General features: G+C 47.0%; 20 protein-coding genes. 13 read left to right on the forward strand and 7 right to left on the reverse strand.

The genetic code is table 11. The features are described from left to right. The first annotated feature begins 73 nt into the window (after window positions 1-73). The 3 genes from hemW (at window position 74) to MEALZ_RS00805 (ending at window position 4,300) form a co-directional block, all read left to right on the forward strand. Entirely contained in the window at window positions 74-1,222 is a 1,149-nt protein-coding gene (gene hemW / locus MEALZ_RS00795; RefSeq protein ID WP_014146670.1) for a radical SAM family heme chaperone HemW, read from the forward strand. Between the two features lie 351 nt (window positions 1,223-1,573). After that, a complete protein-coding gene (gene pyrE / locus MEALZ_RS00800) occupies window positions 1,574-2,215 on the forward strand; it encodes an orotate phosphoribosyltransferase (RefSeq protein WP_014146671.1) in 642 nt (213 codons plus the stop codon). A 144-nt stretch (window positions 2,216-2,359) separates the two neighbouring features. Further along, a complete protein-coding gene (locus MEALZ_RS00805) occupies window positions 2,360-4,300 on the forward strand; it encodes a dynamin family protein (protein ID WP_014146672.1) in 1,941 nt (646 codons plus the stop codon). A 283-nt stretch (window positions 4,301-4,583) separates the two neighbouring features. Here MEALZ_RS00805 and trmB read toward each other — a convergent pair whose 3' ends face one another. The 5 genes from trmB to MEALZ_RS00835 all read right to left on the reverse strand — a co-directional run bounded on the left by trmB (window position 4,584) and on the right by MEALZ_RS00835 (window position 11,951). Next, on the reverse strand, window positions 4,584-5,273 hold the full coding sequence (gene trmB, locus MEALZ_RS00810; RefSeq protein WP_014146673.1) for a tRNA (guanosine(46)-N7)-methyltransferase TrmB: 690 nt from the start codon (window positions 5,271-5,273) through the stop codon (window positions 4,584-4,586). Between the two features lie 589 nt (window positions 5,274-5,862). Continuing rightward, the gene (gene thiS, locus MEALZ_RS00820) at window positions 5,863-6,840 is read right to left on the reverse strand and encodes a sulfur carrier protein ThiS (protein WP_014146674.1); all 978 of its coding nucleotides are present in this window, start codon (window positions 6,838-6,840) and stop codon (window positions 5,863-5,865) included. A gap of 14 nt (window positions 6,841-6,854) precedes the next feature. Beyond that, window positions 6,855-7,925: a 3-deoxy-7-phosphoheptulonate synthase AroG gene (aroG, locus tag MEALZ_RS00825; protein WP_014146675.1), complete on the reverse strand. Its 1,071-nt coding sequence runs from the start codon at window positions 7,923-7,925 to the stop codon at window positions 6,855-6,857. Between the two features lie 249 nt (window positions 7,926-8,174). Further along, the gene (locus tag MEALZ_RS00830) at window positions 8,175-9,878 is read right to left on the reverse strand and encodes an ABC transporter ATP-binding protein (RefSeq protein ID WP_017841316.1); all 1,704 of its coding nucleotides are present in this window, start codon (window positions 9,876-9,878) and stop codon (window positions 8,175-8,177) included. 132 nt (window positions 9,879-10,010) lie between these two features. Beyond that, window positions 10,011-11,951, reverse strand: a complete 1,941-nt coding sequence (locus tag MEALZ_RS00835) for a DUF389 domain-containing protein (RefSeq protein ID WP_014146677.1) — start codon at window positions 11,949-11,951, stop codon at window positions 10,011-10,013. Between the two features lie 197 nt (window positions 11,952-12,148). On the opposite strand from MEALZ_RS00835, the gene MEALZ_RS00840 reads away from it, so the two are divergent. From MEALZ_RS00840 to MEALZ_RS00850, 3 genes are all read left to right on the forward strand, one after another. After that, window positions 12,149-12,460, forward strand: a complete 312-nt coding sequence (locus tag MEALZ_RS00840) for a DUF3301 domain-containing protein (RefSeq protein ID WP_014146678.1) — start codon at window positions 12,149-12,151, stop codon at window positions 12,458-12,460. Between the two features lie 84 nt (window positions 12,461-12,544). Next, window positions 12,545-12,859, forward strand: a complete 315-nt coding sequence (locus MEALZ_RS00845; protein WP_014146679.1) for a YbjQ family protein — start codon at window positions 12,545-12,547, stop codon at window positions 12,857-12,859. Next, on the forward strand, window positions 12,856-13,056 hold the full coding sequence (locus MEALZ_RS00850; protein WP_014146680.1) for a DUF1289 domain-containing protein: 201 nt from the start codon (window positions 12,856-12,858) through the stop codon (window positions 13,054-13,056). The genes MEALZ_RS00845 and MEALZ_RS00850 overlap by 4 nt, the downstream gene beginning before the upstream one ends. Window positions 13,057-13,359: 303 nt before the next feature. On the opposite strand, the gene MEALZ_RS00855 is transcribed toward MEALZ_RS00850, so the two are convergent. Both MEALZ_RS00855 and MEALZ_RS00860 read right to left on the reverse strand, forming a co-directional pair. After that, a complete protein-coding gene (locus MEALZ_RS00855) occupies window positions 13,360-13,734 on the reverse strand; it encodes a DUF6164 family protein (RefSeq protein ID WP_014146681.1) in 375 nt (124 codons plus the stop codon). A gap of 413 nt (window positions 13,735-14,147) precedes the next feature. Then, window positions 14,148-15,182 carry an IS110 family RNA-guided transposase gene (locus tag MEALZ_RS00860; RefSeq protein ID WP_014146682.1) on the reverse strand — a complete coding sequence of 345 codons (1,035 nt, stop codon included), beginning with the start codon at window positions 15,180-15,182 and terminating at the stop codon, window positions 14,148-14,150. A 717-nt stretch (window positions 15,183-15,899) separates the two neighbouring features. Between MEALZ_RS00860 and MEALZ_RS00865 the strand changes: the two genes are divergently transcribed. The 7 genes from MEALZ_RS00865 to MEALZ_RS00895 all read left to right on the forward strand — a co-directional run bounded on the left by MEALZ_RS00865 (window position 15,900) and on the right by MEALZ_RS00895 (window position 22,524). Beyond that, the gene (locus tag MEALZ_RS00865; protein ID WP_014146683.1) at window positions 15,900-16,130 is read left to right on the forward strand and encodes a hypothetical protein; all 231 of its coding nucleotides are present in this window, start codon (window positions 15,900-15,902) and stop codon (window positions 16,128-16,130) included. A gap of 261 nt (window positions 16,131-16,391) precedes the next feature. Then, window positions 16,392-16,562, forward strand: coding sequence for a heavy metal translocating P-type ATPase metal-binding domain-containing protein (locus MEALZ_RS00870; RefSeq protein WP_017841309.1), 171 nt, complete (start codon window positions 16,392-16,394; stop codon window positions 16,560-16,562). An 89-nt stretch (window positions 16,563-16,651) separates the two neighbouring features. Beyond that, the gene (locus MEALZ_RS00875) at window positions 16,652-16,897 is read left to right on the forward strand and encodes a hypothetical protein (protein ID WP_138767261.1); all 246 of its coding nucleotides are present in this window, start codon (window positions 16,652-16,654) and stop codon (window positions 16,895-16,897) included. A 250-nt stretch (window positions 16,898-17,147) separates the two neighbouring features. Beyond that, window positions 17,148-17,756 (forward strand): hypothetical protein, encoded by a 609-nt coding sequence (locus MEALZ_RS00880; protein ID WP_014146686.1) that lies wholly within the window; start codon window positions 17,148-17,150, stop codon window positions 17,754-17,756. A 92-nt stretch (window positions 17,757-17,848) separates the two neighbouring features. Beyond that, complete coding sequence (locus tag MEALZ_RS00885; RefSeq protein WP_014146687.1) at window positions 17,849-20,299, forward strand: heavy metal translocating P-type ATPase; 2,451 nt, start codon at window positions 17,849-17,851, stop codon at window positions 20,297-20,299. Between the two features lie 8 nt (window positions 20,300-20,307). After that, on the forward strand, window positions 20,308-21,135 hold the full coding sequence (locus MEALZ_RS00890) for a sulfite exporter TauE/SafE family protein (protein ID WP_014146688.1): 828 nt from the start codon (window positions 20,308-20,310) through the stop codon (window positions 21,133-21,135). Between the two features lie 552 nt (window positions 21,136-21,687). Continuing rightward, window positions 21,688-22,524: a lysophospholipid acyltransferase family protein gene (locus MEALZ_RS00895; RefSeq protein ID WP_014146689.1), complete on the forward strand. Its 837-nt coding sequence runs from the start codon at window positions 21,688-21,690 to the stop codon at window positions 22,522-22,524. Window positions 22,525-22,555: the final 31 nt, after the last annotated feature.

Consider the following 22,555-nt stretch of genomic DNA (forward strand, 5'->3'; position numbering starts at 1 on the left):
CATGCTTCTCGTCAGGAAAAGGGAAAGCGAGCGTTTACAATGATTTCGGTGTTAAAATACCTCATCTTCAATCATGTGCAAAAAAATCTTGCCGCCGATAAGCTTATACATTCACATACCTTGGTGCATCAAAAAGTGCCCCTATTGCGATTTCAATTCTCATGCGGTCAAGGGCGAGTTACCCGAAATTCGCTATATCGATGCTTTGTTGCAAGATTTGAGCCTAGATTTGGAGCGCTTTGCCGTTCGGCAGCCCACCATTGGGACGATATTCATTGGCGGCGGAACGCCCAGTTTGTTCTCACCCGAAGCGATCGATCGATTGCTTTGCGGTATTAGGTGTCAAACGAAGTTAGCCGATAACGCCGAAATCACGCTCGAAGCCAATCCGGGTACCTTTGAAAGCGGTAAATTCGCTGAATTTCGAGCTATCGGGATTAATCGATTATCGATCGGCGTGCAAAGTTTTAATGATGAGCAATTGAAAAAATTGGGACGGGTTCATTCGTCGGCAGAGGCGATTCACGCGGCGGAAATTGCGCAACGGGTCGGCTTTTCCAATTTTAATTTGGACTTAATGTTCGGTTTGCCGGAAATTTCCGGATATAGCGGCTTGTCCGATATTCGTACCGCCGTCGATATGAACCCGACCCATATCTCTTTTTATCAGTTGACGTTGGAGCCGAATACTTATTTTCATAAGTTTCCGCCGCAATTGCCGGGAGAGGAAAGTATTTTTGCCGGGCAAATGCAATGCCAAGCACTATTGGAAAGCGCGGGCTATTGGCAGTACGAAATTTCCGCCTACAGCAAGCCGGGTGCTCAGTGCCGACATAACCGCAATTATTGGCAATTCGGCGATTATCTGGGGATCGGCGCAGGCGCGCACGGTAAAATAAGTTTGGAGCTACCCTTCGAGGTTTATCGTAGCGTTAAACCTAAAAGCCCCGAGTTATATATGCAAACCCTTGGCGAGGAAAAACCCGTCTTGTGCGAAGCCGATAATCTTCCTATTGAATTCGCGATGAATCATTTCCGGCTTAAAGAGGGTTTTACCGAAGCGCACTATCGCGCCGTTACGGGGTTGAGTCTCGACAGTCTGCAGCCGGGCCTTGAGCAATGTATCGCGCAAGGCTTGGTCGATTTTACGGATGATCATTACCGCTGCTCGGAGCACGGTTGGAATTTTCTCGATACTATCCTTGAAAAATTCATTCGTTGAATGAGGGTTTGGTCATATACCCATCGTAGATCAAAATTCGGCACCGGGGTGTCCTCAGACACTACCGAAATTTGAAGTGTGAAAAAGTATAAATAATTGCCCTATTCCTCGTTTCCACTGCCCCAGCCTGGGAATGCATAGCGATTTAGTTTCGGCAGCCAAGGTGAGAATCCCTCGGAGGAACGTAAGAGATCGTCATAACAGGTATCGAGGGCAAATTAGCCTACTTCCTTTTGATTGAAAAACCGCCTAAGAATAAAAGGTATGGGATATGTCTATCGAGGACCCCGTGATCCCCATACTTAAAGCAATTTATACCTTATCTTTCAAACTATTACATAAAGAAACGCAATGCTTGATTACCAAAAAGATTTTATTCGGTATGCCCTGGACTGCGGCGTACTCAAATTCGGTGAATTTCAATTAAAATCGGGACGCATAAGTCCTTATTTTTTCAATACCGGATTGTTCGATACCGGTGCGAAATTGGGCAAATTGGGCGAGTTTTACGCGCGGGCCTTGCTGGAGTCCAAATTAGATATCGATATGTTGTTTGGCCCGGCATATAAAGGCATTCCGCTGGTTAGTGCGACTTCGATTGCTTATGCTCGAATAACCGGAAGAGATATGCCGTTTGCATTCAATCGCAAGGAAGCCAAGGGTCACGGCGAGGGCGGAGTGATCGTCGGTACGCCTTTGTTCGGGAAGGTTCTGATTTTGGATGATGTGATTACGGCCGGGACGTCGGTGCGCGAGTCCGTCGCCATTATTAACGGAGAGGGTGCTTATCCTGCGGGAGTGCTTATCGCGCTGGATCGGCAGGAAAAAGGCCCAGATGGGCAATCCGCTACACAGGAAGTCAGGAAAACGTATGATATGCCGGTCCAAAGTATCGTTTCACTCGAACAAATTATTGAATATTTGGAAACTGTTCAGGATCTAGGTTATCCAGTTGATGCAATTATCGAATACCGCAAACAATACGGTATTTAAAAATAATTGTGCGTGACTAACAGATTCAACGATATGGTCTACACTTACCCGCATTACATCGTTATACTTCGTTCGCTACGGTTGCGTGAAAGACTCAAGCGACCTTATCATCTTGCAGACTAATGACCGAAAAAAAGGCCAGCCATGAGGAACCCGGAATTTAAAGAACAGCTGCATGAATATTCGCAGTGGCGCAGTCAGTTGATACAAGCGATTGAAATGTATCAAGAATGGCGTATCCGTTATGGGATGAACGATGTTCATAGCACCGGGACAATTTTGAATATCCTTAATGGCTTGGAATCGGACCGCGTTACGCTGGCTTTTGTTGCGGAGTTTTCGCGCGGCAAAACGGAGCTGATCAATGCTTTGTTTTTTGCCGAAACCGGTGTTCGATTGTTGCCTTCAGCTCCTGGTCGGACAACGATGTCGCCTACCGAAGTATTTTATGACGAGGAGGGGGGCAGTTATATTCGTCTGCTGAATATAGAAAGTCGCTTAGAAGATATTTCGCTGGCCGAGTATAAAAACAATCCCGCTCGCTGGACACAAATCGATCTAAATTTCGATTCTCCGACGCAAATGCAAGAAGCATTTAAAGAGTTGATCGCCACAAAGAGCGTGCCAAGGGATGTAGCGGATAAATTGGGATTATGGAACGAACGTGAAGCGGCCGAGCAAGGGGTCGTTAATCCTGAAACCGTTGAAATTCCATGTTGGCGCCATGCATTAATCAGTTTTCCGCATCCGTTATTGAAGGAAGGACTTTGTATTCTCGACACGCCGGGCTTGAATGCATTAGGTACCGAGCCTGAGCTGACGTTGAACATGCTTCCAAGCGCTCAGGCAATCATATTCGTTCTAGCTGCCGATACCGGAGTGACGAAAAGCGACTTGGAAATGTGGCGTAATCATGTTTGTAGCGCTAGGGGCGGGAGAAAGCATGGATTAGCTGTCGTCATGAACAAAATCGATTCGATGTGGGACGATCTAGCCGGTGAGACGGGTTATGACGCAGCCATAGAATCGCAAATTAGCACGTCGGCCGGAATTTTAAATATCGACGAATCATCCATCTTTCCGGTATCGGCAAAGCAGGCGCTGCTGGCGAAGGTAAAATCGGATAATGTCTTGCTCGAAAAAAGTCGGTTATATTCCTTGGAAAAATATTTGTCCGACGACATCCTGAAGCAACGGCGGCAAATATTACTCAATACGATTAAAAAAGATATCGGTTTTTTGGTGGGTGAATCGTCTAATCTTACCGACGGTAAGTTGACCAATGCTACCAAGCAATTGGAGGAGTTCAAGAAGCTGGATTTTGAAAATCATGAAATGACCGAAAAGCTGATGGCCGAAACCCGTGACAGGCAACAGCATTACATGGTTAATGTCGAAAACTTTCAAGCTAGCCGTAAGGTTTTTAGTGTGCAGGCAAAAATCCTGATTGACTCGTTTGCCAAGGAAAAAGTCGATGAGATCATCCGGCAGACTCGGGAAGATATGACCAAGAGTTTAACGACATACGGCATGAAGCAGCAAATCCGTAAGTTGTTCGACGATTTACGGGACTTATTGCAGGATGCAGTCGATACGACTAATGAAACACGCCGTTTGGTTAAAGCGATTCATAAAAAGTTTCAGGACGAATACGGTTTCAAGGAAATCGAACCGCAGCTTTTCTCGATTAAGCAATACCAGTTCGAATTAGAACAGATCTTCGAAGAAGGCGAAGCATTCCGGACCAGCGCAAAAACCACATTGACCGAACAAAGCATTGTAGTTAACAGGCTTTATAGTACGTTAATTAGTAAGGCGCGAAATATTATGAAACATGCCCAAAAAGATGCTGCCGCCTGGAGTAACAGCGTTTTGACACCGTTGATGCATCAAATCAAGGATCATAAAAAACAGATTGAAGGGCGTTTGCAAATGCTGAGGAAGATTAATGAATCCAAAGGTAGCGTTGCCGAAAATATAGCGATTCTGGAACAAGAGCTAGAGCCGTTAAAAAGACAGCGAAGCGAATTGGCAACGATCATCAAGGCGATGCAATTGGATATGTCGGCTGATAGTGAGCAGTAAACAGTGAGAAGTAAATAGTGAACAGAGCACTTCGGTTGTGAGCTCTATTGTATGATTTTCTCGGATACGCCTACACAATGCTTAATGTGTTCTCTTCTTGGTGTTGTCGAATGACGCAATTGTCTTTCGCGCCTATTTTTATTGACACAGATATTTAGTACTCAGTCATTTTTACAATGTCGGGTAAAAATCGTTTAGCTCAGCGTAAATCCGCTCATCCTTCGACAGGCTCAAGACGATGAGCGGATTTACTTTTACCCGGCAAAACAAGACTGACTGAGGACTAGTTTTTTCTAAAAATCAAATCCCAAACACCGTGGCCGAGGCGAAGCCCACGGTTTTCGAATTTAGTTAATGGCCGATAAGAGGGCCGTTCGCTAAATCCTCCGCCGGCTTCGGCATTATCAAGATCCGGTGCATTTGATAATACAGCCAGCATATGCTCGGCATAGTTTTCCCAATCCGTCGCGCAATGAAAATAACCTCCCTGTGCCAATTTTGTCGTGATCAAATTAATGAATGCCGGTTTGACGATGCGCCGTTTATGGTGACGCTTTTTCGGCCACGGGTCGGGAAAAAATAGATGGACACCCGCTAGGCTTTGATCGGGGATGCTTCGGGCCAGAATCTCGACTGCATCATGGCAAAAAATTCGGACATTGCTCAGTTCGCGCGCTTCCAGTTGCATAATCAAATGACCGACGCCCGGTCTGTGTACTTCAATGCCGATGTAATCGCAATCGGGATTCGCCTCGGCCATGTCTGCTAGGCTATCGCCGTTTCCGAAACCGATTTCGACAATAACCGGCGCTTCGCGTCCGAAAATTTCGCTGAAACGGCATTCGATACCGGGCTCCAGGCCGTACTTATCCCAGAAATCGGTGAGTGCTTGCTGCTGGCCAGCGGTGATACGGCCTTGACGCCGCGAAAAGCTTCGGATTTTGCCGGCGTTGGATAAATCAGGGGAATTCATGCTGACGGAGTGCGGTATTTATATTGCAATATTAATGAATACGGCTGAATCGGTTGGGTTAGCGAAGCGTAACCCAATAGTTCAGTGCGAATGCATGTGCTTAGAGTTGAAAAACACAGCCAAGCGAATCCTATTTGGCAGTTTAATCATGAAGCACATGAAGTATTTCAAGAGATTACCTAAAGTTCATGAAAGTCTGGTAATCACCCCAGTAAATGAAAGTGCTAGGCGTTGGGGAGGGTGCGGTCACTCGCCCGACAGGACGCCGTGAACCCAGCACCTAAATTATCCAAGATAGTTAACCATAGCTAATGGGCTATGGAATTTAGGTGCTGGGTGAATACGTCCATGTAGGCTCGACGGCGGCTATTCCTGCCGCCGACGCCTGTCGGTCGAGCAACCGCACTCTCTTCGGAATCAACATTTTTACAGTAGATTTTTGCATATTGAAAAATTAGATAATGCTTTTGAATCTGCGAGCTTTCACAGTAATATTTCCGCTAATCTTTTGGGTGAACGAAAGTTCTATGCAAACGCATAACAAGTTATTGAATTAACTTATACTTCATGATGAAAGTCTTTTCTAGGTTTAAAGAAACAAACCGTCGATCGGCGACGAAGCCGAAGCGAAACGTTTTCTTGGCATGCGGCCGGCTAAAAATGCCAGGCGACCGGCTTCGATCGCTTTTCTCATCGCTTCAGCCATCATGACCGGATGTTGGGCGGCGGCGATCGCGGTATTCATTAGCACGCCATCGCAGCCGAGTTCCATCGCGATAGCGGCATCGGAAGCTGTGCCGACACCGGCGTCGACTAGAATCGGTACGTTGGCGTTCTCGACGATGGTCAAAATGTTGTACGGATTACGAATGCCCAATCCCGAGCCGATCGGCGCAGCCAATGGCATCACCGCAACACAGCCGATATCCTCCAGCCTTTTCGCGGCAATCGGGTCATCATTGGTATAAACCATCACATCGAAGCCGTCCTTGACCAATAATTCTGCCGCGACATACGTTTCGGCAACATCGGGGAATAAAGTTTTTTGGTCGGCTAATACTTCCAGTTTGACCAGCTTATGACCACCCAATAACTCCCTGGCCAAACGGCAGGTCCGCACGGCATCGTCGGCGGTGAAGCAGCCGGCGGTATTCGGCAAGATCGTGTATTTATCAGGCGAAATCACATCGAGTAGGTTAGGCTCGCCTGGGTTTTGGCCGATATTAGTCCGTCGGATCGCGACCGTAACGATTTCAGCACCGCTAGCTTCGATAGCCAGGCGGGTTTCCTCCAAGTCTTTATACTTGCCGGTGCCAACCAATAAGCGCGAATGAAAGCGGGTGCCGGCTACGGTGAAGGTATCGTCTTGGCCGCCGCCGATGGCATGAACGATTTCGAGACGATCATTGTCCTGTAGCGTTTGCTGCTCGTAGCGGTCGAATGGCAGGATTTCTTTATTCAATTCAACCGCGATGCGTTTGTCGCTTAGCCCCATATCGGCCACAATCCGTGCGACTGTCGTCGCTTCCGGATATTCGCGGGGTTCGCCATTTAGCAATATGTTCACGTTTACGCTCCGTATCAATTTTCAGTCTTTCTGCGTGCAACGACTGCCGCGGCAAGATCTTTCAACAACTGTGCCGAGTCTTCCCAGCCCAGGCAGGCATCGGTAATACTTTGTCCAAAAGTCAATGGTTTGCCGGGAATTACGTCCTGGCGTCCGGCTTTTAAATGGCTTTCGATCATGACGCCGATGATGCGTTTGTCGCCACCGGCAATTTGTCCGCCGACATCCTCGCCGACGATCAACTGACGTTGATATTGTTTCAAACTGTTCGCATGGCTGAAATCGATCATAATGCGCGGTCTTAGCCCTGAATTTTCCAGCCCTTCCGCGACTTTTTCAACGTTTACTGCATCGTAGTTGGGCTGGCCGTTGCCGCCGCGCAAAATAATGTGAGCATCTTCATTGCCGCGCGTCGAAAATATCGCTGAACGGCCTTCCTTCGTTAACGAAAGGAAGTGATGGGGGCTCATTGCCGCGCCGATTGCGTCGATTGCGATTTTGATCGAGCCATCGGTCGCGTTTTTGAAACCGACCGCGCAGGATAGGCCGGAAGCCAATTCGCGATGCACCTGACTCTCGGTAGTTCTTGCGCCGATGGCCCCCCACGAAATCAAGTCGGAAACATACTGCGGTGTGATTAAATCGAGATATTCGGTTGCGGCCGGCATGCCCAGTGTGTTTAGATCCAGCAATAGGCGCCGGGCAATACGCAGGCCTTTGTTGATATCGAAGCTGGAATCCAGATCGGGATCGTTGATCAGACCTTTCCAGCCGACCGTCGTTCTGGGCTTTTCGAAATAAACCCGCATTACGATCAGAAGATCTTTGTTCAATTCGTCTTTGATCGTTTTGAGTCTTTTTCCATACTCGATCGCCGCTTCCGGATTATGAATCGAACACGGGCCGATCACGACTAACAAGCGGTCGTCATCTCCGGTTAATATGTCATGAATTTCGGCGCGCGTTTGCAGCACCGTAGTCGCCGCGAGTTCATTCATCGGCAGTTCTTCGTGTACTGCAACAGGCGCGATGACTTCTTTCGTTTCACTGATTCTTAAGTCATCGGTGTTATATTTGCTTAACATAATCGGTTATCCAGCTTGAAAGTGCGCGGAAAGTTAAAAACTGTTTATTTTAACTTTTTTCACGATTGTTTTGTTAGTTTTTGCTTACATAGTCAGTAAAGCGATCAATCACATACCAAATTGATCGGACCGTTGTTTAGTTAAGCAATGATTGTCAGAACAATTTTCTCCTCTTGTTCAACGACAAAGGCGGTTTATACTATTCCGCTAACCGCTAACCGCTAACCGCTAACCGCTAACCGCTAACCGCTAACCGCTAACCGCCTCTTCCGGCAAAAAACCACCTGCCTGCATTGACCAAAGCCGATGATAAAATCCTTTTCGATCCAGTAATTCATTATGGCTGCCGTCCTCGACGATGCGACCGTTGTCGAAGACCAAAATGCGGTCGAGATGGGCGATCGTCGATAAACGATGCGCAACGGCGATGACGGTCTTACGGCCCATGGCTCGGTCGAGATTTTCCTGAATGGTTTTTTCAGTGACCGAATCCAAACTGGATGTGGCTTCGTCAAGAATAAGAATCGGCGCATCCTTCAGCATGACGCGAGCGATGGCGATGCGCTGACGCTGTCCGCCGGACAGCTTAACGCCGCGTTCTCCTACCAGGGCATCGTAACCTTCTTTCATGTCTTTGATAAACTCGTCGGCGTGAGCGAGATCAGCTGCGCCAATGATTTCCGCATCCTCCGCATCCAGTTTGCCGTAACCGATATTTTCTTTGAGGCTGCGGTGGAACAAGCTCGGATCCTGAGGAATCAGGCTGACCTGCTCATGCAAAGAATCTTGAAATACGCCGGCAATATCGACATCATCGATTAGAATCGCTCCGTCTTGAGGCTCGTAATTGCGCAGCATTAGCGCGACAAAGGTCGATTTTCCTGACCCGGAAAAACCAACCAGTCCAACCCGTTGCCCCGGTTCGATGATGACGTTCAAGTCTTCGAAAACCGGTTGCGAGGGATCGTAACCGAAACGAACATGACGGAACTCGATCCGGCCATGTGTCACGATTAGAGGTGTAGCTTCAGGTTTGTCGACAATTTCGTGAGGGCGAACGATGGTATCGATGCCGTTGGCAACGTTGCCGACATATTCGAAAAACTCTAAAAAACGTCGTGTTAGATTACGGGCATCGCTGATAATCAATAACGCCAAGGCAATACTCATTGTAAAATCGCCGACACTGATTATGCCGCCTTCCCAAAGTGTGAGTGCATAGTAGACTGTGCCGATCTTGAGTGCGGCGGCTGCAATGAATTGAAACCAACGGACCCGTTCCATATACCAAAATGTGCGGCGTCCGGCCCGAACTTCGGTTTCCAAATATTCATTCAAATAACGGCGTTCGTAATCGAGCCGGGCAAACAACTTTGCGTTAAGCATGTTGCTGACCGCGTCGACGATTTTGCCGTTGACCTGACTGCGGGTTGCGGCGTAACTTTTTGCGTAATGCTGACAGCGGGTGGCAAGCCAATAAGAAATGGCAATATAGGCCAGTACCCAGCTTGCAACGTATTGCCCCAAACCCTGATGAACCCCTAGCAATAAAAAAATCGACACGCTAAAGGTTATTGTAATTGGCCAAAATTCGCACAAAACTGACCACGTTGTATGATTGACACTGATCGCGGTTTCGCTAATGCGATGCGCCAGTGCTCCGGCAAAGTGGTGGCCGAAGTAGCTAACCGAGTGATACTGCAAATAAGCAAAAAGTTTTTGTGTTGTTCTTTGCCGCAAACGAGGTCCGATAATAATCAGCAATGCACCGCTGGTTCGACTGAAGATAATCTCGGCCAAAGCCAAGCCTGCCAGCAATAGTAATGGTTGTTGCAATGTCTTCAGTACCGGGCCGGTGTCCCCGGTCAATGAAGCGACGCCATCCATAATGGCCTTGACTGCATAAGGTACCAGAATATTACATGCAGCCTGTCCGGTCTCGAGAATTAACATTAACGTCAATAGACCCGGGAAACTGCTAATACAGTACAGGATAAATTTGACCGTACCGGTAGGAAGGTTCGGAGCTTCTCTAGTGCGTTGGAAGGGAGAGAAGTTAGGCATGATAACTGATAATTTAAAAAATTACGGGTGATTATATGCCGAACTAATAATTTTCAATGTGACTTCAATCTTAACCGGTTGATCAAGGAGTTTTTCGATATCGATTCGAAGCGCTTCAACGTCTTCGGCGCTAATGTTTTCGGAGCTGCCCAATACGGCTGAAAGGCAAATGGTGTCGCCGGCCGAAATGACCCTGACGCCATCAAGCTGAATAGTTTTGCCATTGACCATATAAGTCTGGCTTCCGACGGCTGAGGTAATTCGGCCATGGTTAATATCGGTCATTAACGAATCGTAGAGTGGAATGCTCACCAACGCGATTAATAGCAGCGAGAACCCAAGGCCCCAATTAATGCGAATTACGGTGGAAAAGCCCAAAAACAGAAACGTTAGCGCGCCGGTCATGGCGATTCCGGCAAAGTTGGTCAGAAATAATAAACCGGCTCCGCTGACAATTACCCAATCGTGCCAAGCTAAGCCGATACCGATTACGCAAAGTGGTGGAACTAGCGCAACGGCAATCGCCACGCCGGGAAGGCTTTTCAGTATGTTTTCTTTGGCGTGAGCATAGGCGGCGGCCATACCCGATACGATTGCGACACCGAGGTCCAATAAACTCGGTTGCAATCGGGCGTGGATTTCTTCAGTGATCTTTTCGTAAGGCAATATTAGCGTTGTTAAAGCCGATACCGCAATGGCGGCTATAAGGCCAATTAAAAACACCCAAATCGCATTATTAAACAGTTTGCGGTCATTACGCAAAATAGCCATCGATAGCGACACGATCGGCGCCATTAGTGGTGCTAGGATCATTGCACCAATCACGACCGGTGCACTGTTTAAAAATAAACCGAATGTCGCCAGCATGCTGCTCAGCACCATCAATACCAAAAACGGCCCGGAGAGTTGGGCATTTTCCTTGAGCATTAGGAACAGGTCCTTAAAGTCGTCTTCCTGCGCAACCGAAAAAAATGGGACTTTTTTCCGCAAACGCTGCAAACGCACTTCGTTTTGAGGTAGGTTATTGATTTTTAGGGTTTCCTTTTCTGCCTCATGGGTATCATGGACGAATTTGAATTGTTCGCCGACAATGATCTTAATGCTGTCCGGTATGCATTTGAAAAACAATGTTTCTGCTTTACAGGGGCGCCCGTCTATCCAATAATCCAATTTCTTCGAAGTGCTCAGTGTGAGTTCGCGGGTTTTGATATAGCTAACCGCTTTAGGAAGTCTACCGGCCGTCCGGTTTTTATAATAAAAACAATCCAGCAAAAAAAACAGATAATCGACAGTTGAACAAGGCGCGACCAGCATGGCCGATAGCTTATTGTCTTGAGATGATATCGATTCGTTGATCAAGTTAGCCGCAAACGCTTCGATATCGTTTTCAATGATTAATACACCGGTGACCGCAGTTTTGATTTGATCGCGTTTTTCGGTGGCAATGCTCAAATCGAATGGTTTCAGGCGGGTAAGGCTAGCGGCATTTTTGATGAGATGAATTAATCTTCTTAACAAGGATTGCCGTTCGTAATATTGTTGGCGAAAATTAAAAAAAGGTACATAGCCGACCATCACCGATAACAAAACGGCCTCGTCATTACACAGTAACAAGTCGAGATCGATAGCCTTATTTGGCGAGATGGCAAGCGGTAACGCTTTCTCGATTTGGGTCGGAATGTTGAAAAGGCGGCAGACGATTGACGATTTATGTGCGGGCAGCAGTCCTATACTGAAGTGGTATCGATGCGCCTGGTTGAGTAACAAAGAAAGATCTGCGCTTTCCAGCAGGCTCACTAGATGGTGTCTTCCATTAAGTTGTTTTTTGGGATTAAGCAAAAAATCGTTCAATAAAAGAGGTTCGAGTTCGATGCCGTATTGTTGCGCCGATTCTTGTACGGCATGCAGTTGTCTAGGCTTAATATGATGATGGATCAATAAAATTTTTTGCAATGAGTTCATAATAATGCCTCTCTAGAAGTAAAAACGTTTCGGCTAAAACTCCACTGCTTTCATTAGCTAATACCGTAGTTTCATGGGCGAAAGATAAACGCCTCGTTTGCTAAGCCAATAAAATTCGGATAGATTGCACCGATTGTTAGGTCGTATTAGAGGAATCACTCGATCTTTACACTAATACTCAATTTTAGGGTCGACCGATGCAAGTTGAAGTGCTTCTGATTTTTTTATTGATTGTAGTTCTTTTCTGTTGGTCGGATGCTTTGTCGATTAGAGAATATGCTTATCTGGCCGCAAGAAAACACTGTGCGGATATGGATGTGCAAATGTTGGACGATTGTGTCGCATTAAGTCGGATGACGTTTAAAAGAGATGACTTCGGTAAGTTAAGGTTGATGCGTTCTTTCGAATTTGAATTCTCGGCGTCGGGCGATGATCGTTATATCGGGTTGATAACGATGACCGGTCGGTGCATCGAGTCGATTCAGATGCCGCCTTACCGGATGGTATAAAATCAACGGCGGCATGCTGATCTAGTTTTATGCCCGTTTGTAAGCGGCGGGCTTAGGCTTTATATTTAAAAAGGAAAATTAACAATGATATTTACAACAACACCGGATGTGCCGGGACGAGAGATTACTGAAAACTTGGGCGTGGTAGTGGGCAATATTGTGCAATCCAAGCATGTAGGACGCGATTTCATGGCAGCTTTAAAAGGATTGGTTGGCGGTGAAATTAAAGGCTACACTGAAATGTTAGCCGATGCCAGGGATCTTGCCATTGAAAGAATGGTGGCCGAAGCGCAGCGTCGCGGTGCCGATGCTGTCGTTAATATTCGATTTACGACCAGTGCGATCATGGCGAATGCGTCCGAAATCATGGCTTATGGAACTGCGGTAAAACTCAAATGATTCAGCATCAACGCGTCGATTCCCCTTGTGTCGGTAATTGCTGTCTCGACGACGCCGATGTTTGCTTAGGTTGCTATCGCACGCTCGAAGAAATCAAATCTTGGGGGATGGTAGATGATGAGGCGCGTATCAATATTCTTAAAAATGTTTCGCAAAGGGCCAAGCTAAAAGTGTATTCCGATCGGGTAAGTTGTTGACCTAGGAACGGAGCTAGGCGTCGAGTTAAAAGTAGTCGTTTTTGCAAAGCTTGTTCGCGGTTTTTGGCAGTTGATGATTGAGTAGCCTTTTATGCGCAACGCCATGGAATACGTCTAATGGAAGGGTGCCGGGCAGAATCACACCGAAAATATATGTTTTAGCCTTATTAAAACGGTGTTATTTAACACAATTTTAATAAGGTATCTTGCCATAGCCTCTGCCAGGGATCGGCGAGATCCTGTGCAGGGATGGTAGGTTTTAGCTTCACATTCATGTTTCGAGGCGAATGCCCGAATGGCCGCTTAAGGCATTGTAAAGCCGAATTCGAAAATCAGCTTTACAGATGCATAAAGTACCAATGCGATAGCGGCAAGATAAACCAGCAAGCGTATAGAATTATGCTTAAGATTGCCTAAAAGTGTTGGCGCTTTGCCTTCTTTTTTAAGTTGTTCGTATAATGCTCGTTGGGTCAGCGCCCGCTGCTTTTGATATTGATGCAACAGGATTTGTGCTTGTTGGAGTTGAGTTTGATCATTAAGCCATAAAGCCGGCATCGAAATTCCCCAGTTACCTGCCGACGTTTCATAAAAGTCGATCGAATGTTCGCTTAGAAGTTCGCGTACTTCCTCAGCCTCGTCTTCTGGTACCCCTCTGAGGGAAAATAGTAAATGCGGCATAGTTTATGGAAAAAATAATAGATTTATTTCTATTGTATGCGAAAACTGTGCGCTCTTTCATTGCTATGATTCTAATCTTATATAATTCAATGATTTAGTTCATAGGCAGTACATTTTATTAGGCTCTGCATACGGTAAAAAATGCAAGCTCCCATCAATACCGGAAACACTTAAAAATACAAAGTGATTTGTAGGCTACGCTGCGTGTACCTGATGTCGGCGCAGAGTGCTTCTATACCCGTCGTAGATCAAAATTCGGCGCCTGGGTGTCCGCTAAAGGACGCCGTGAACCCAGCACCTAAATTATCCAAGATAGTTAACCATAGCCAATGGACTATGGAATTTAGGTGCTGGGTGAATACGTCCATGTAGATACTCTGTTTAAAATCAAGTTAAAAATAGGCATTTTTCTGCTATTCAGCGATTGACGGAATTGCATAAAAACGCGTGTTATCGAATGGTTTATCATGCTTGAGCATGCCGTGAATCGCATGTAACAATTTACGCATGACCGCACAACAGGCTTGCAACGGTAATTTACCCATATCCAGGAGATGTTGGTAATACGCCTTAATATGGCGATCATGCTGCACAGCGCTCCAGACAGGCATATACAGGGCGGCGCGAATCTGGCTGTTACCGGCCTTGGATATACGCGTTTTTTTGTGGACACTCGTGCCGGAATCAAAAGCTCTTGGATCGAGCCCCGCAAACTTGACCCACTCACGGTGCGACATATCCGCAGGCAAAATCAGTAGTTCTCCCATGAGGGCAATCGCACTGGTATTGGCAATACCCTTAATGCTCGTGAACAAAACTAATGCTCGACTGAGTTCCGGATGTTTTTCGATCAATGCCAAGGCGCCAGCCGTTAACTGATCGATACGCTTATCTAATTGATCGATGGCTGCTTGTGCATCTTTTAGCACGGCTTTGGGTGTTTCAACTGTTGCGCTTAAGGCATGCAATTGATTCTTTGCTGCTGTTTTTTGATCGGTTAGTGCATTAATACGGCGTGAGAAACAACGTAAAGCGATCTTTTCATTCGAAGGACGGGACCAAGGCGCAAAATCCATCCGTTCGGCATACACCGCCAGAGTATTCGCGTCCACATCATCTGTTTTACTATTGTTCATCAACACTTTAGCAAAGTTATGAGAGACCTTGGGATTGATGACCATTACCTTGACGCCGGCATCATGGAGCGCAACGGCTAAATCGAAATGATAACTGCCGGTGGCTTCCATACACACGATAATGCCGGACAATTTGTTCAGTTTCTTGGCCATCCGGGCATGATCAGCTGGGGTATTGGAGAACTTCTGCGGATTGAAAGGTTTGCCATTTTTGCGCACCACCAAAACCAGTTCTTTAGATCCTACATCGACGCCAGCGAAGATACGGGTTTGTGTGTCAAGTGAAGCGCTGTTAATTTGTTGATCTGCCATGTTTAATTGTTATTCTGTGATAAGGAAAGTAAACTAGTCATTGGTTCCCGACCCTGCGTATGCACCTACCATCCTTGTGAATGCAGGCTCTAAGCCTCAGATACTCCGCGGTATAGGTGAATAGGGCGGGGGCCAATCTACATGACAGGCTCTGGTTTAATCCAGTCCTCAGGCTCAAGCGGCCTCCCAATGAACTCGGTAAAGCTTAAAGTATTTCCTGGCTAAAATTCATTTAAATTAATCATACAAGGCTCTATGCCAGCTCCAGCTGGCAAAGCCTTTATGAACGCCATGGATGGCGTGAATGTCGATTTTGCATTACGCCACGGATGGCGTGTATTAGGGCAATGCAGGAGCAATTGCCGAGGAGCGAAAATCGACCGGACACCCAGGCGCCTCCTCTGGCGCTGCCGAAATTTGAAGTGCGAAAGGTATATATCCGCAATACAAAGAGTGGCTTGCCTCGATCGACACATCCCATACCTTTTATTCTTGAACGTTTTTAATCAAAAGAGAGTAGGCCGGAAATGAAACACTCTGTTTCTAAAAATAGGTCAAATGACACAATAAAACAGTGTTATTTAACCTGTTTTTTTATGGCCCCTTTTATGATTGTTTTCTTTATTCTGTAAAATCATGTGGTTATAAGTTGGCATTTATTCTGCATATATTCATAGTACTGAGTTAATTGCCTAATTGTTTACAGAGGTGAAAAAAATGAGTCAAGATTTAACGCGTGTGGAAACTGAAGTCAATGTTGATAACAATGGCGCTCTGTTAGTGGGGGCGGGTTTAGCTGTAGCATCCATGATTGTGTTGCCGGCTTTGGCAATGCGGTTAGGTTTGGGTGCAAGCTTAACCGGGGCATTAAGAATCGCGTTAATGAAAGCATCAAATCGTGCCGCGAGCGGCGCTTATCGATCATCGACAAAAGCGGCCGCTTCGTAATTATTCCCTTTGCTAGTCAAATTTCGGTGCCGGAGCGTTCTTTAACGGACACTCCGGCGCCGAATTTTGTTCTACGATGGGTATTTTATGATTGGTTCTCAGCCCGTTCTATACTTTTCCTATCAAACAACTTTCTTTGTTAAATTAAATTGTCATTAATTCTCATGAGCTTGCTTTAGCTCTTAGAGTAGGCGCTTGTTGTGTAAAATTTATTTTGCTAATATCCGCCGTTAGGAAATGAAATCAAATCAAGAATTCAGAATGAACGATACCAAAAAAGCTTGTGATTTATGTGGTTTAACGGTGGAGACGCCGGGGTTCAAGTTGAAAACCAAAGAAGGTGATAAAGATTTTTGTTGTGAAGGATGTAAAGGAATTTATCAGATGCTGCACGAGGATCAAATTCTACCTGAATCCGAAAAATCCGAGTAAGCCTAACTTCTATCATTAAATTGAATAATTAAGGAAAAGACTATATGAAACATGTGCACGGCAAAACCGCACAACAGGGGATGAATTCCATGTCTAAAGAAATTGTTAAAGGTTCGATGGCTTCTGCAACGGTTCAAGGCGGAAGCAAATTGCTCGGTAAAGCGGCCAAGCATCCGTTATTGGTTTTCGGCTTAGGTGTAGCCGCCGGTTACGTGATCTATAAATATCGTAAGGAAATTATTTCGGGAACCACGAAAGTGGTCGATGCCGGAAAAGATTTTGTTTTGCAACAAAAAGAGAATTTAGAAGATATCGTTGCCGAAACAAAAGAATAATAGCTTATAGGTCGAAGCTGAAGTCGATTCATCCTGGATAGATGAATTATTGTTATACTTCGGTCATATTTTGTTATGGCATGATTATTTTATTCGACGCTGATAAGGATATAAGAGATAGTGACTGCACTAATCAATAAAAGGGTCGAATAGAAATCCGCGAATTTGTTTATGCGGAGTATTTAACGGGTGTTCTGTACTGATTTGTCGGAACGCCCGTTTTTGTTTCTACTAAGGCAATGTTTGAATTATGGCTATCCAAAGAAGTTTTGTGTTGCGTTATCGGGAGAACGGACATGTCAGGTTTCAAATTCCCTCGGAAGCCTGCGATTCCGCTGCGGCTAAAGCGTTGACCGAAAAATTGCTTGAACTCGACGGAGTTTATCGGGTCGTGCTATATCGGCGACAACAAAAATTATCGATACGTTTTCAAGAAACGATTTGCGAGTTCGAATCGCTGGTCAAGCAGTTGTATCAAATCCTAGCCGAGATTAAGAAAACTGGGCTTTTTAATCCGAAGCCTATAGCCAAATCGAGGCTATGGAAAGTACGAGCCATTAGTAATAAAGCTAAACCGGGTCCTCTCGATTGGTTTAAACGAAAATACACCGATGCCAAAGATACGGTACATGCCGCTAAAGTCGTCGGAAAAATCGGTTTAAAAAAACCCAAAGCTTTTTTAAACGATCCTGAAAAAGCCGTTATCGACTTTTTAAACGATATTTTAGTGCTGTTTCTGATCAAGTTGCATTGGCAGCACATTACCCAGCAATGGATCGTGAAGCCATTCAAATATCGTTATGAATGGATGGCGATCTTCTATATGTTTTATTTATTGATACGGTCACGTAAAAAATAAATTCTTTATTTCTATGCCGCCTTGTGCGGCATAATTTTCAAATCGCAGTATTTGTTGTTATTCACTGGCCTGATATTACCGTCTAAATCGATATGGATTCCCAAAGCGTGACTTTTAAAAACTTTCGGCTTGTTCATCAATTATCCCGGCGCATTCGGATCGAATCTCCAATACTAAAAAAAGACCAAGAACGGGGTTACATTTTTGAAATCCTACTAAAAAAGCGACCGGAAATTAAAGCGGTACGTTCAGTTTTCTCGCTAGGTTCGGTCGTGATCGAATTTGACCCGGCTAGCCTTCCGAAAAAGAATTTACTGATTTTGATCGATGCGGTGCTGAGCAACATTGCCCATAAACAAAGCATCGATCAACAAGCAAGAAAGAAAGACTTTGACGGTCCGCTGCAAGAAGTCGATCTTGCCGTCGAAGGCATGACGTGCGCGTCGTGCGCTTTGCTAATCGAAATGGTGCTGAAGCGCGATCCGGCGATCAAACATGCCAGCGTCAATTTCGGCACCGAAACTTTAACCGTCCATGGGCAGCTCGATAAGGACGAAGTCGGTGCAAGAGTGGCGTCGCTCGGTTACAAAACCTATGCGATGGATACCTTATCGCAACGCAAAATTCTGATTGAAAAAGAACAGCAACGTATCGTGGAGGCGCGTCGTCGTTTCGTCTGGTCGGGTATTTTGAGCCTGCCCGTCGTCGCAGTCGGCATGAGCATGCCGTCGTCGCGCTGGCTGCATTGGCTGCAATTCGGTTTGACGACGCCCGTCGTATTTTGGTCCGGCCGGCAGTTTTTCAGTAAGGCTTTTCGTTTGGCGAAACACCGAGCCGCCAACATGGATTCATTGATCGCGTTGGGCGTCGGTTCCGCATACGGTTATAGTTTGCCGGCATTATTTCGAAACAGAGGTCATATTTATTTCGAAGCGGCCGCCGCGATCATTACCTTTGTCTTGTTGGGGCGCTATCTCGAAGAAAATGCAAAGGGCAAGGCCGGAGAGGCGATCCGAAAACTAGTCGATTTGCAGCCACAAACCGCAACGTTGTTGCGCGATGGTGAAGAAATCACGATCGATGTCGACGATATCGCAATCGACGATATTTTGTTGGTGCGTCCGGGGGAAAAAATACCGACCGACGGCCAAGTGATTCATGGCGTTTCGACCGTCGACGAAGCGATGGTGACAGGGGAAAGTTTACCGGTCGTCAAGGAAGTCGGTCAAAAAGTGATAGGCGGCTGCGTCAACGGCAGCGGCGTATTGAAGATACGTGCGACTGCGGTCGGTATGGACACCGTGCTGGCCGGTATCGTACACATGGTCGATCAGGCTCAGGCCGCCAAATTGCCGATTCAGAAACAGGTCGATAAAATCTCGGCGGTGTTCGTGCCGTCGGTCATAGTTTTTTCAGGCTTGACGATGGGCGGCTGGTTGCTGGTTGGTGCGCCGTTCGCTCATGCATTCGGTAATGCGATTACCGTGCTATTGATTGCTTGCCCTTGTGCATTAGGCTTGGCGACTCCGGCAGCAATCATGGTGGGCACAGGGCGTGCTGCGCGCGAAGGTGTTTATATCCGCAATGGCGAAAGTCTGGAACTGGCGGCCAAGCTCAATGCGATCGTGTTCGATAAGACAGGCACGATTACCGAAGGTAAACCGAAAGTCAGCGAGTGGCTCAATATTTCCGGAGTAGACGATGAGGAAGTTCTGATATTGGCTGCGTCGGCAGAAAACAATTCGGAGCATTTTCTCGGTAAAGCGATTGTCGACTATGCCAAAGAACGTTCGATGGTCCTACAGGAATGCAGTCATTTCAAGAGCGAAACCGGACGAGGCATTCTAGCCGAAGTCGGGGGGCAAAATTTATTATTGGGCAATAGAGGGTGGTTGATTGACCAAGGTGTTTCGATCGATGCCTTATCGAAAGCGGCCGGCGAATATGCCGGACAAGGTAAGACGCCCGTTTTTATGGCGATCAACGGAAAGGCATCGGCGGTTTTCGGTATTGCCGATAAGCCTCGACCACAAGCGGCCAAAGCAATCGTGCGCTTGAATAAAATGGGCGTGCATACGCTGATGGTGACCGGCGATACCGAAAAAACGGCTAACTATATAGCTGCAAAAGTCGGTATCGAAACGGTTGTCGCGAACGCCAAGCCCGAAGACAAGCTCGCGATTATTCACGAATTCCAACAACAAGGTCGCCATGTCGGTATGATCGGCGACGGTATCAATGATGCGCCGGCACTGGCGGCGGCCGATGTCGGTTTTGCGATCGGCAGCGGCACCGATATCGCGATCGAGTCGGCCGATATGACGCTGGTCAGCGGCGATATTACCAAAGTGACCGATGCAATCGAGCTGAGCACCGATACGATTCGCATTATCAAGGAAAATTTGTTTTGGGCGTTCGGTTATAACACGATCGCGATTCCGGTCGCGGCCTTGGGTAAGCTTAATCCGATGATCGCCTCGGCGGCGATGGCGCTGAGTTCGGTGTCCGTGATCGTCAATTCGTTGCGCTTGGGTAAAAAATAGGATTTCAAATGGATCATTCGACAATGGATCACGGCATGCATCATATTGCTGCGGCCGGAGGTTTCGACTACAGCCTGGCGTTCATGGCCGGATTGTTGGGCAGCGGACATTGTTTGGGAATGTGCGGCGCATTGGTTTCCGGTTACTTCATGAAATCAGGACCGTCCAGAAGCTATCTCCCATATTTCGCCTATCAAATCGCGCGCATTTTCGTTTATACGATGGTCGGCTTTGCCGCCGCCTCGCTCGGCGTCGTGTTGGTTTCGAGCGGTCTGTTCGGCAAATTGCAAAGCTTGTTGCAAATGGTGATCGGCGCCGTGGTGATTATTTTGGCTTTGGGCATTCTCGGATGGATACCGTTTCAAGGCTCGATTCGATTGATTCCGATGAATGTGTTACGCAAGGGCTATGCATCTGCCAGCACCAAAGGTCCGGTCGTCGGCGCGCTGATTGCCGGGCTGTTGAACGGTTTGATGCCGTGCCCATTGACGTTTGCAATGGCCGTTAAGGCTACATCCGCGACAAGCATTGCCGAGGGCGGATTGTTGATGCTGACTTTCGGTGCCGGAACGCTACCGATGATGTTGTTCATCAGTGTCGCATTCGGTAAGATGAGTGCGCATTTCAGAGGCTTGATGTTGAAAACGGCGGCCTTGATCATGATCGTAATGGGTTCGAATACGATCTATATGGGGCTGTCGTTCTACGTCGAGGAACATCATCATCACCGCGATTTCTTGCATGATTTGAAAGATAGAATCGATGAATTGATTGTGTTTTTAACCGAATTCGTCGACTATCTCGGCACCATGGTTAATAATGTGCCGGGGACATAAGGCCGACTCGCATAAAAAATACCCCACGTATCGTTCTCTCAAGAGGGCCGGATGCCTTGTGGGAGTGATCCCCTGATCGCGATGTCGAAGCGGGGAGCGCCTGGTGACAATTAATTAATGGTATCGGGGCACATTGGCTAAGATGGCAAGATGCTATACCCATCGCAGATCAAAATTCGGCGCCAGGGTGTCCGTCAAAGGACGCCGTGAATACATCCCTGTAGGCTCTAGCCAGCTCCATGCTGGCAAAGCCTTTGCCGCACACCCTGGCGCCTCCTCAGGCACTGCCGAAATTTGAAGTGCGAAAGGTATATCTACGGTTTATGTATAACGATGAGTGCTCCGGCGCGGAAGACAGTAGTGCGTATAAACGGAGAGTGCAATGCATACCTTGCCGGAAACAATTTCTTGCGGATTATACCTAAATCGCCAAATATCACCTCGGACGATGGCTTGTTTCGAAATACGTCTTAACCGAGCCGCCTCTTAGAAGTAGCCTAAACCTCAGGCGCTTCGGCCCTGAACTTTCGGACACAATAAACCCGTTTGATAATGATTCAAAGCGTCAGCCGAACATTAAACCGAATAACGAAAAGCCATCAGCCTCAGATAAAGCGGCTGAATTATTATTGGCGCTTGTTTGGTACCGGGTTCAGTTTTTTTACCTTCGGCGCCGGCGGATTCTTGTTATGGGTGTTGGTTTTTCCGGTGTTGTCGATCATTCCAGGAACCCACGAGAGTAAGATCCGCCGAGGTCAAAAAGTCGTTCACTACAGCTTTTCCCTATTCATTGGTCTCATGCATCGAATCGGCGTGATGACCTACGAGATCGAAGGGCTGGAAAAACTTAATAGGCCCGGACAATTGATCGTCGCCAATCATCCGACATTGGTCGATATCGTCTTTCTGATCAGTCGAATCAGTCAGGCTAGCTGCATCGTCAAGGCCAGTCTGTGGCGCAACCCGTTCATGCGGGGGCCGATCCTCAATGCCGGCTATATCAGCAACGGCGACCCTGAAATCATGATAGACGAATGCGTGCAACGCCTGCAGTCGGGCGGCACGATGATCATCTTTCCGGAAGGCACCCGCTCGGTGCCCGGCAAACCTTACCGGTTTCAACGCGGCGCGGCCAGCATCGCAATACAAGCGCATGCGATCGTGACGCCGGTTACGATGTCCTGTTATCCCAGTACGCTGACCAAGGCCGAAAAATGGTATCAAATTCCCCACCGGCGCTTTCATCTTGCAATGCGCGTCGGCGAGGATATCCCGATGCAAGAGTTTACTTCGTTGCAGCCACGGTCGATTGCAGTGCGTCGCTTCAATAGTTATTTGCAGGAATACTTCACGCGTCAACGAGCGCTCTACGAGCAGCATGGAAAATGATGGTTGATGTTGCAGGCATGAAATGATTCCT

Origin of the sequence: Methylotuvimicrobium alcaliphilum 20Z (genome assembly GCF_000968535.2) — a bacterium.
Lineage (GTDB): Bacteria > Pseudomonadota > Gammaproteobacteria > Methylococcales > Methylomonadaceae > Methylotuvimicrobium > Methylotuvimicrobium alcaliphilum.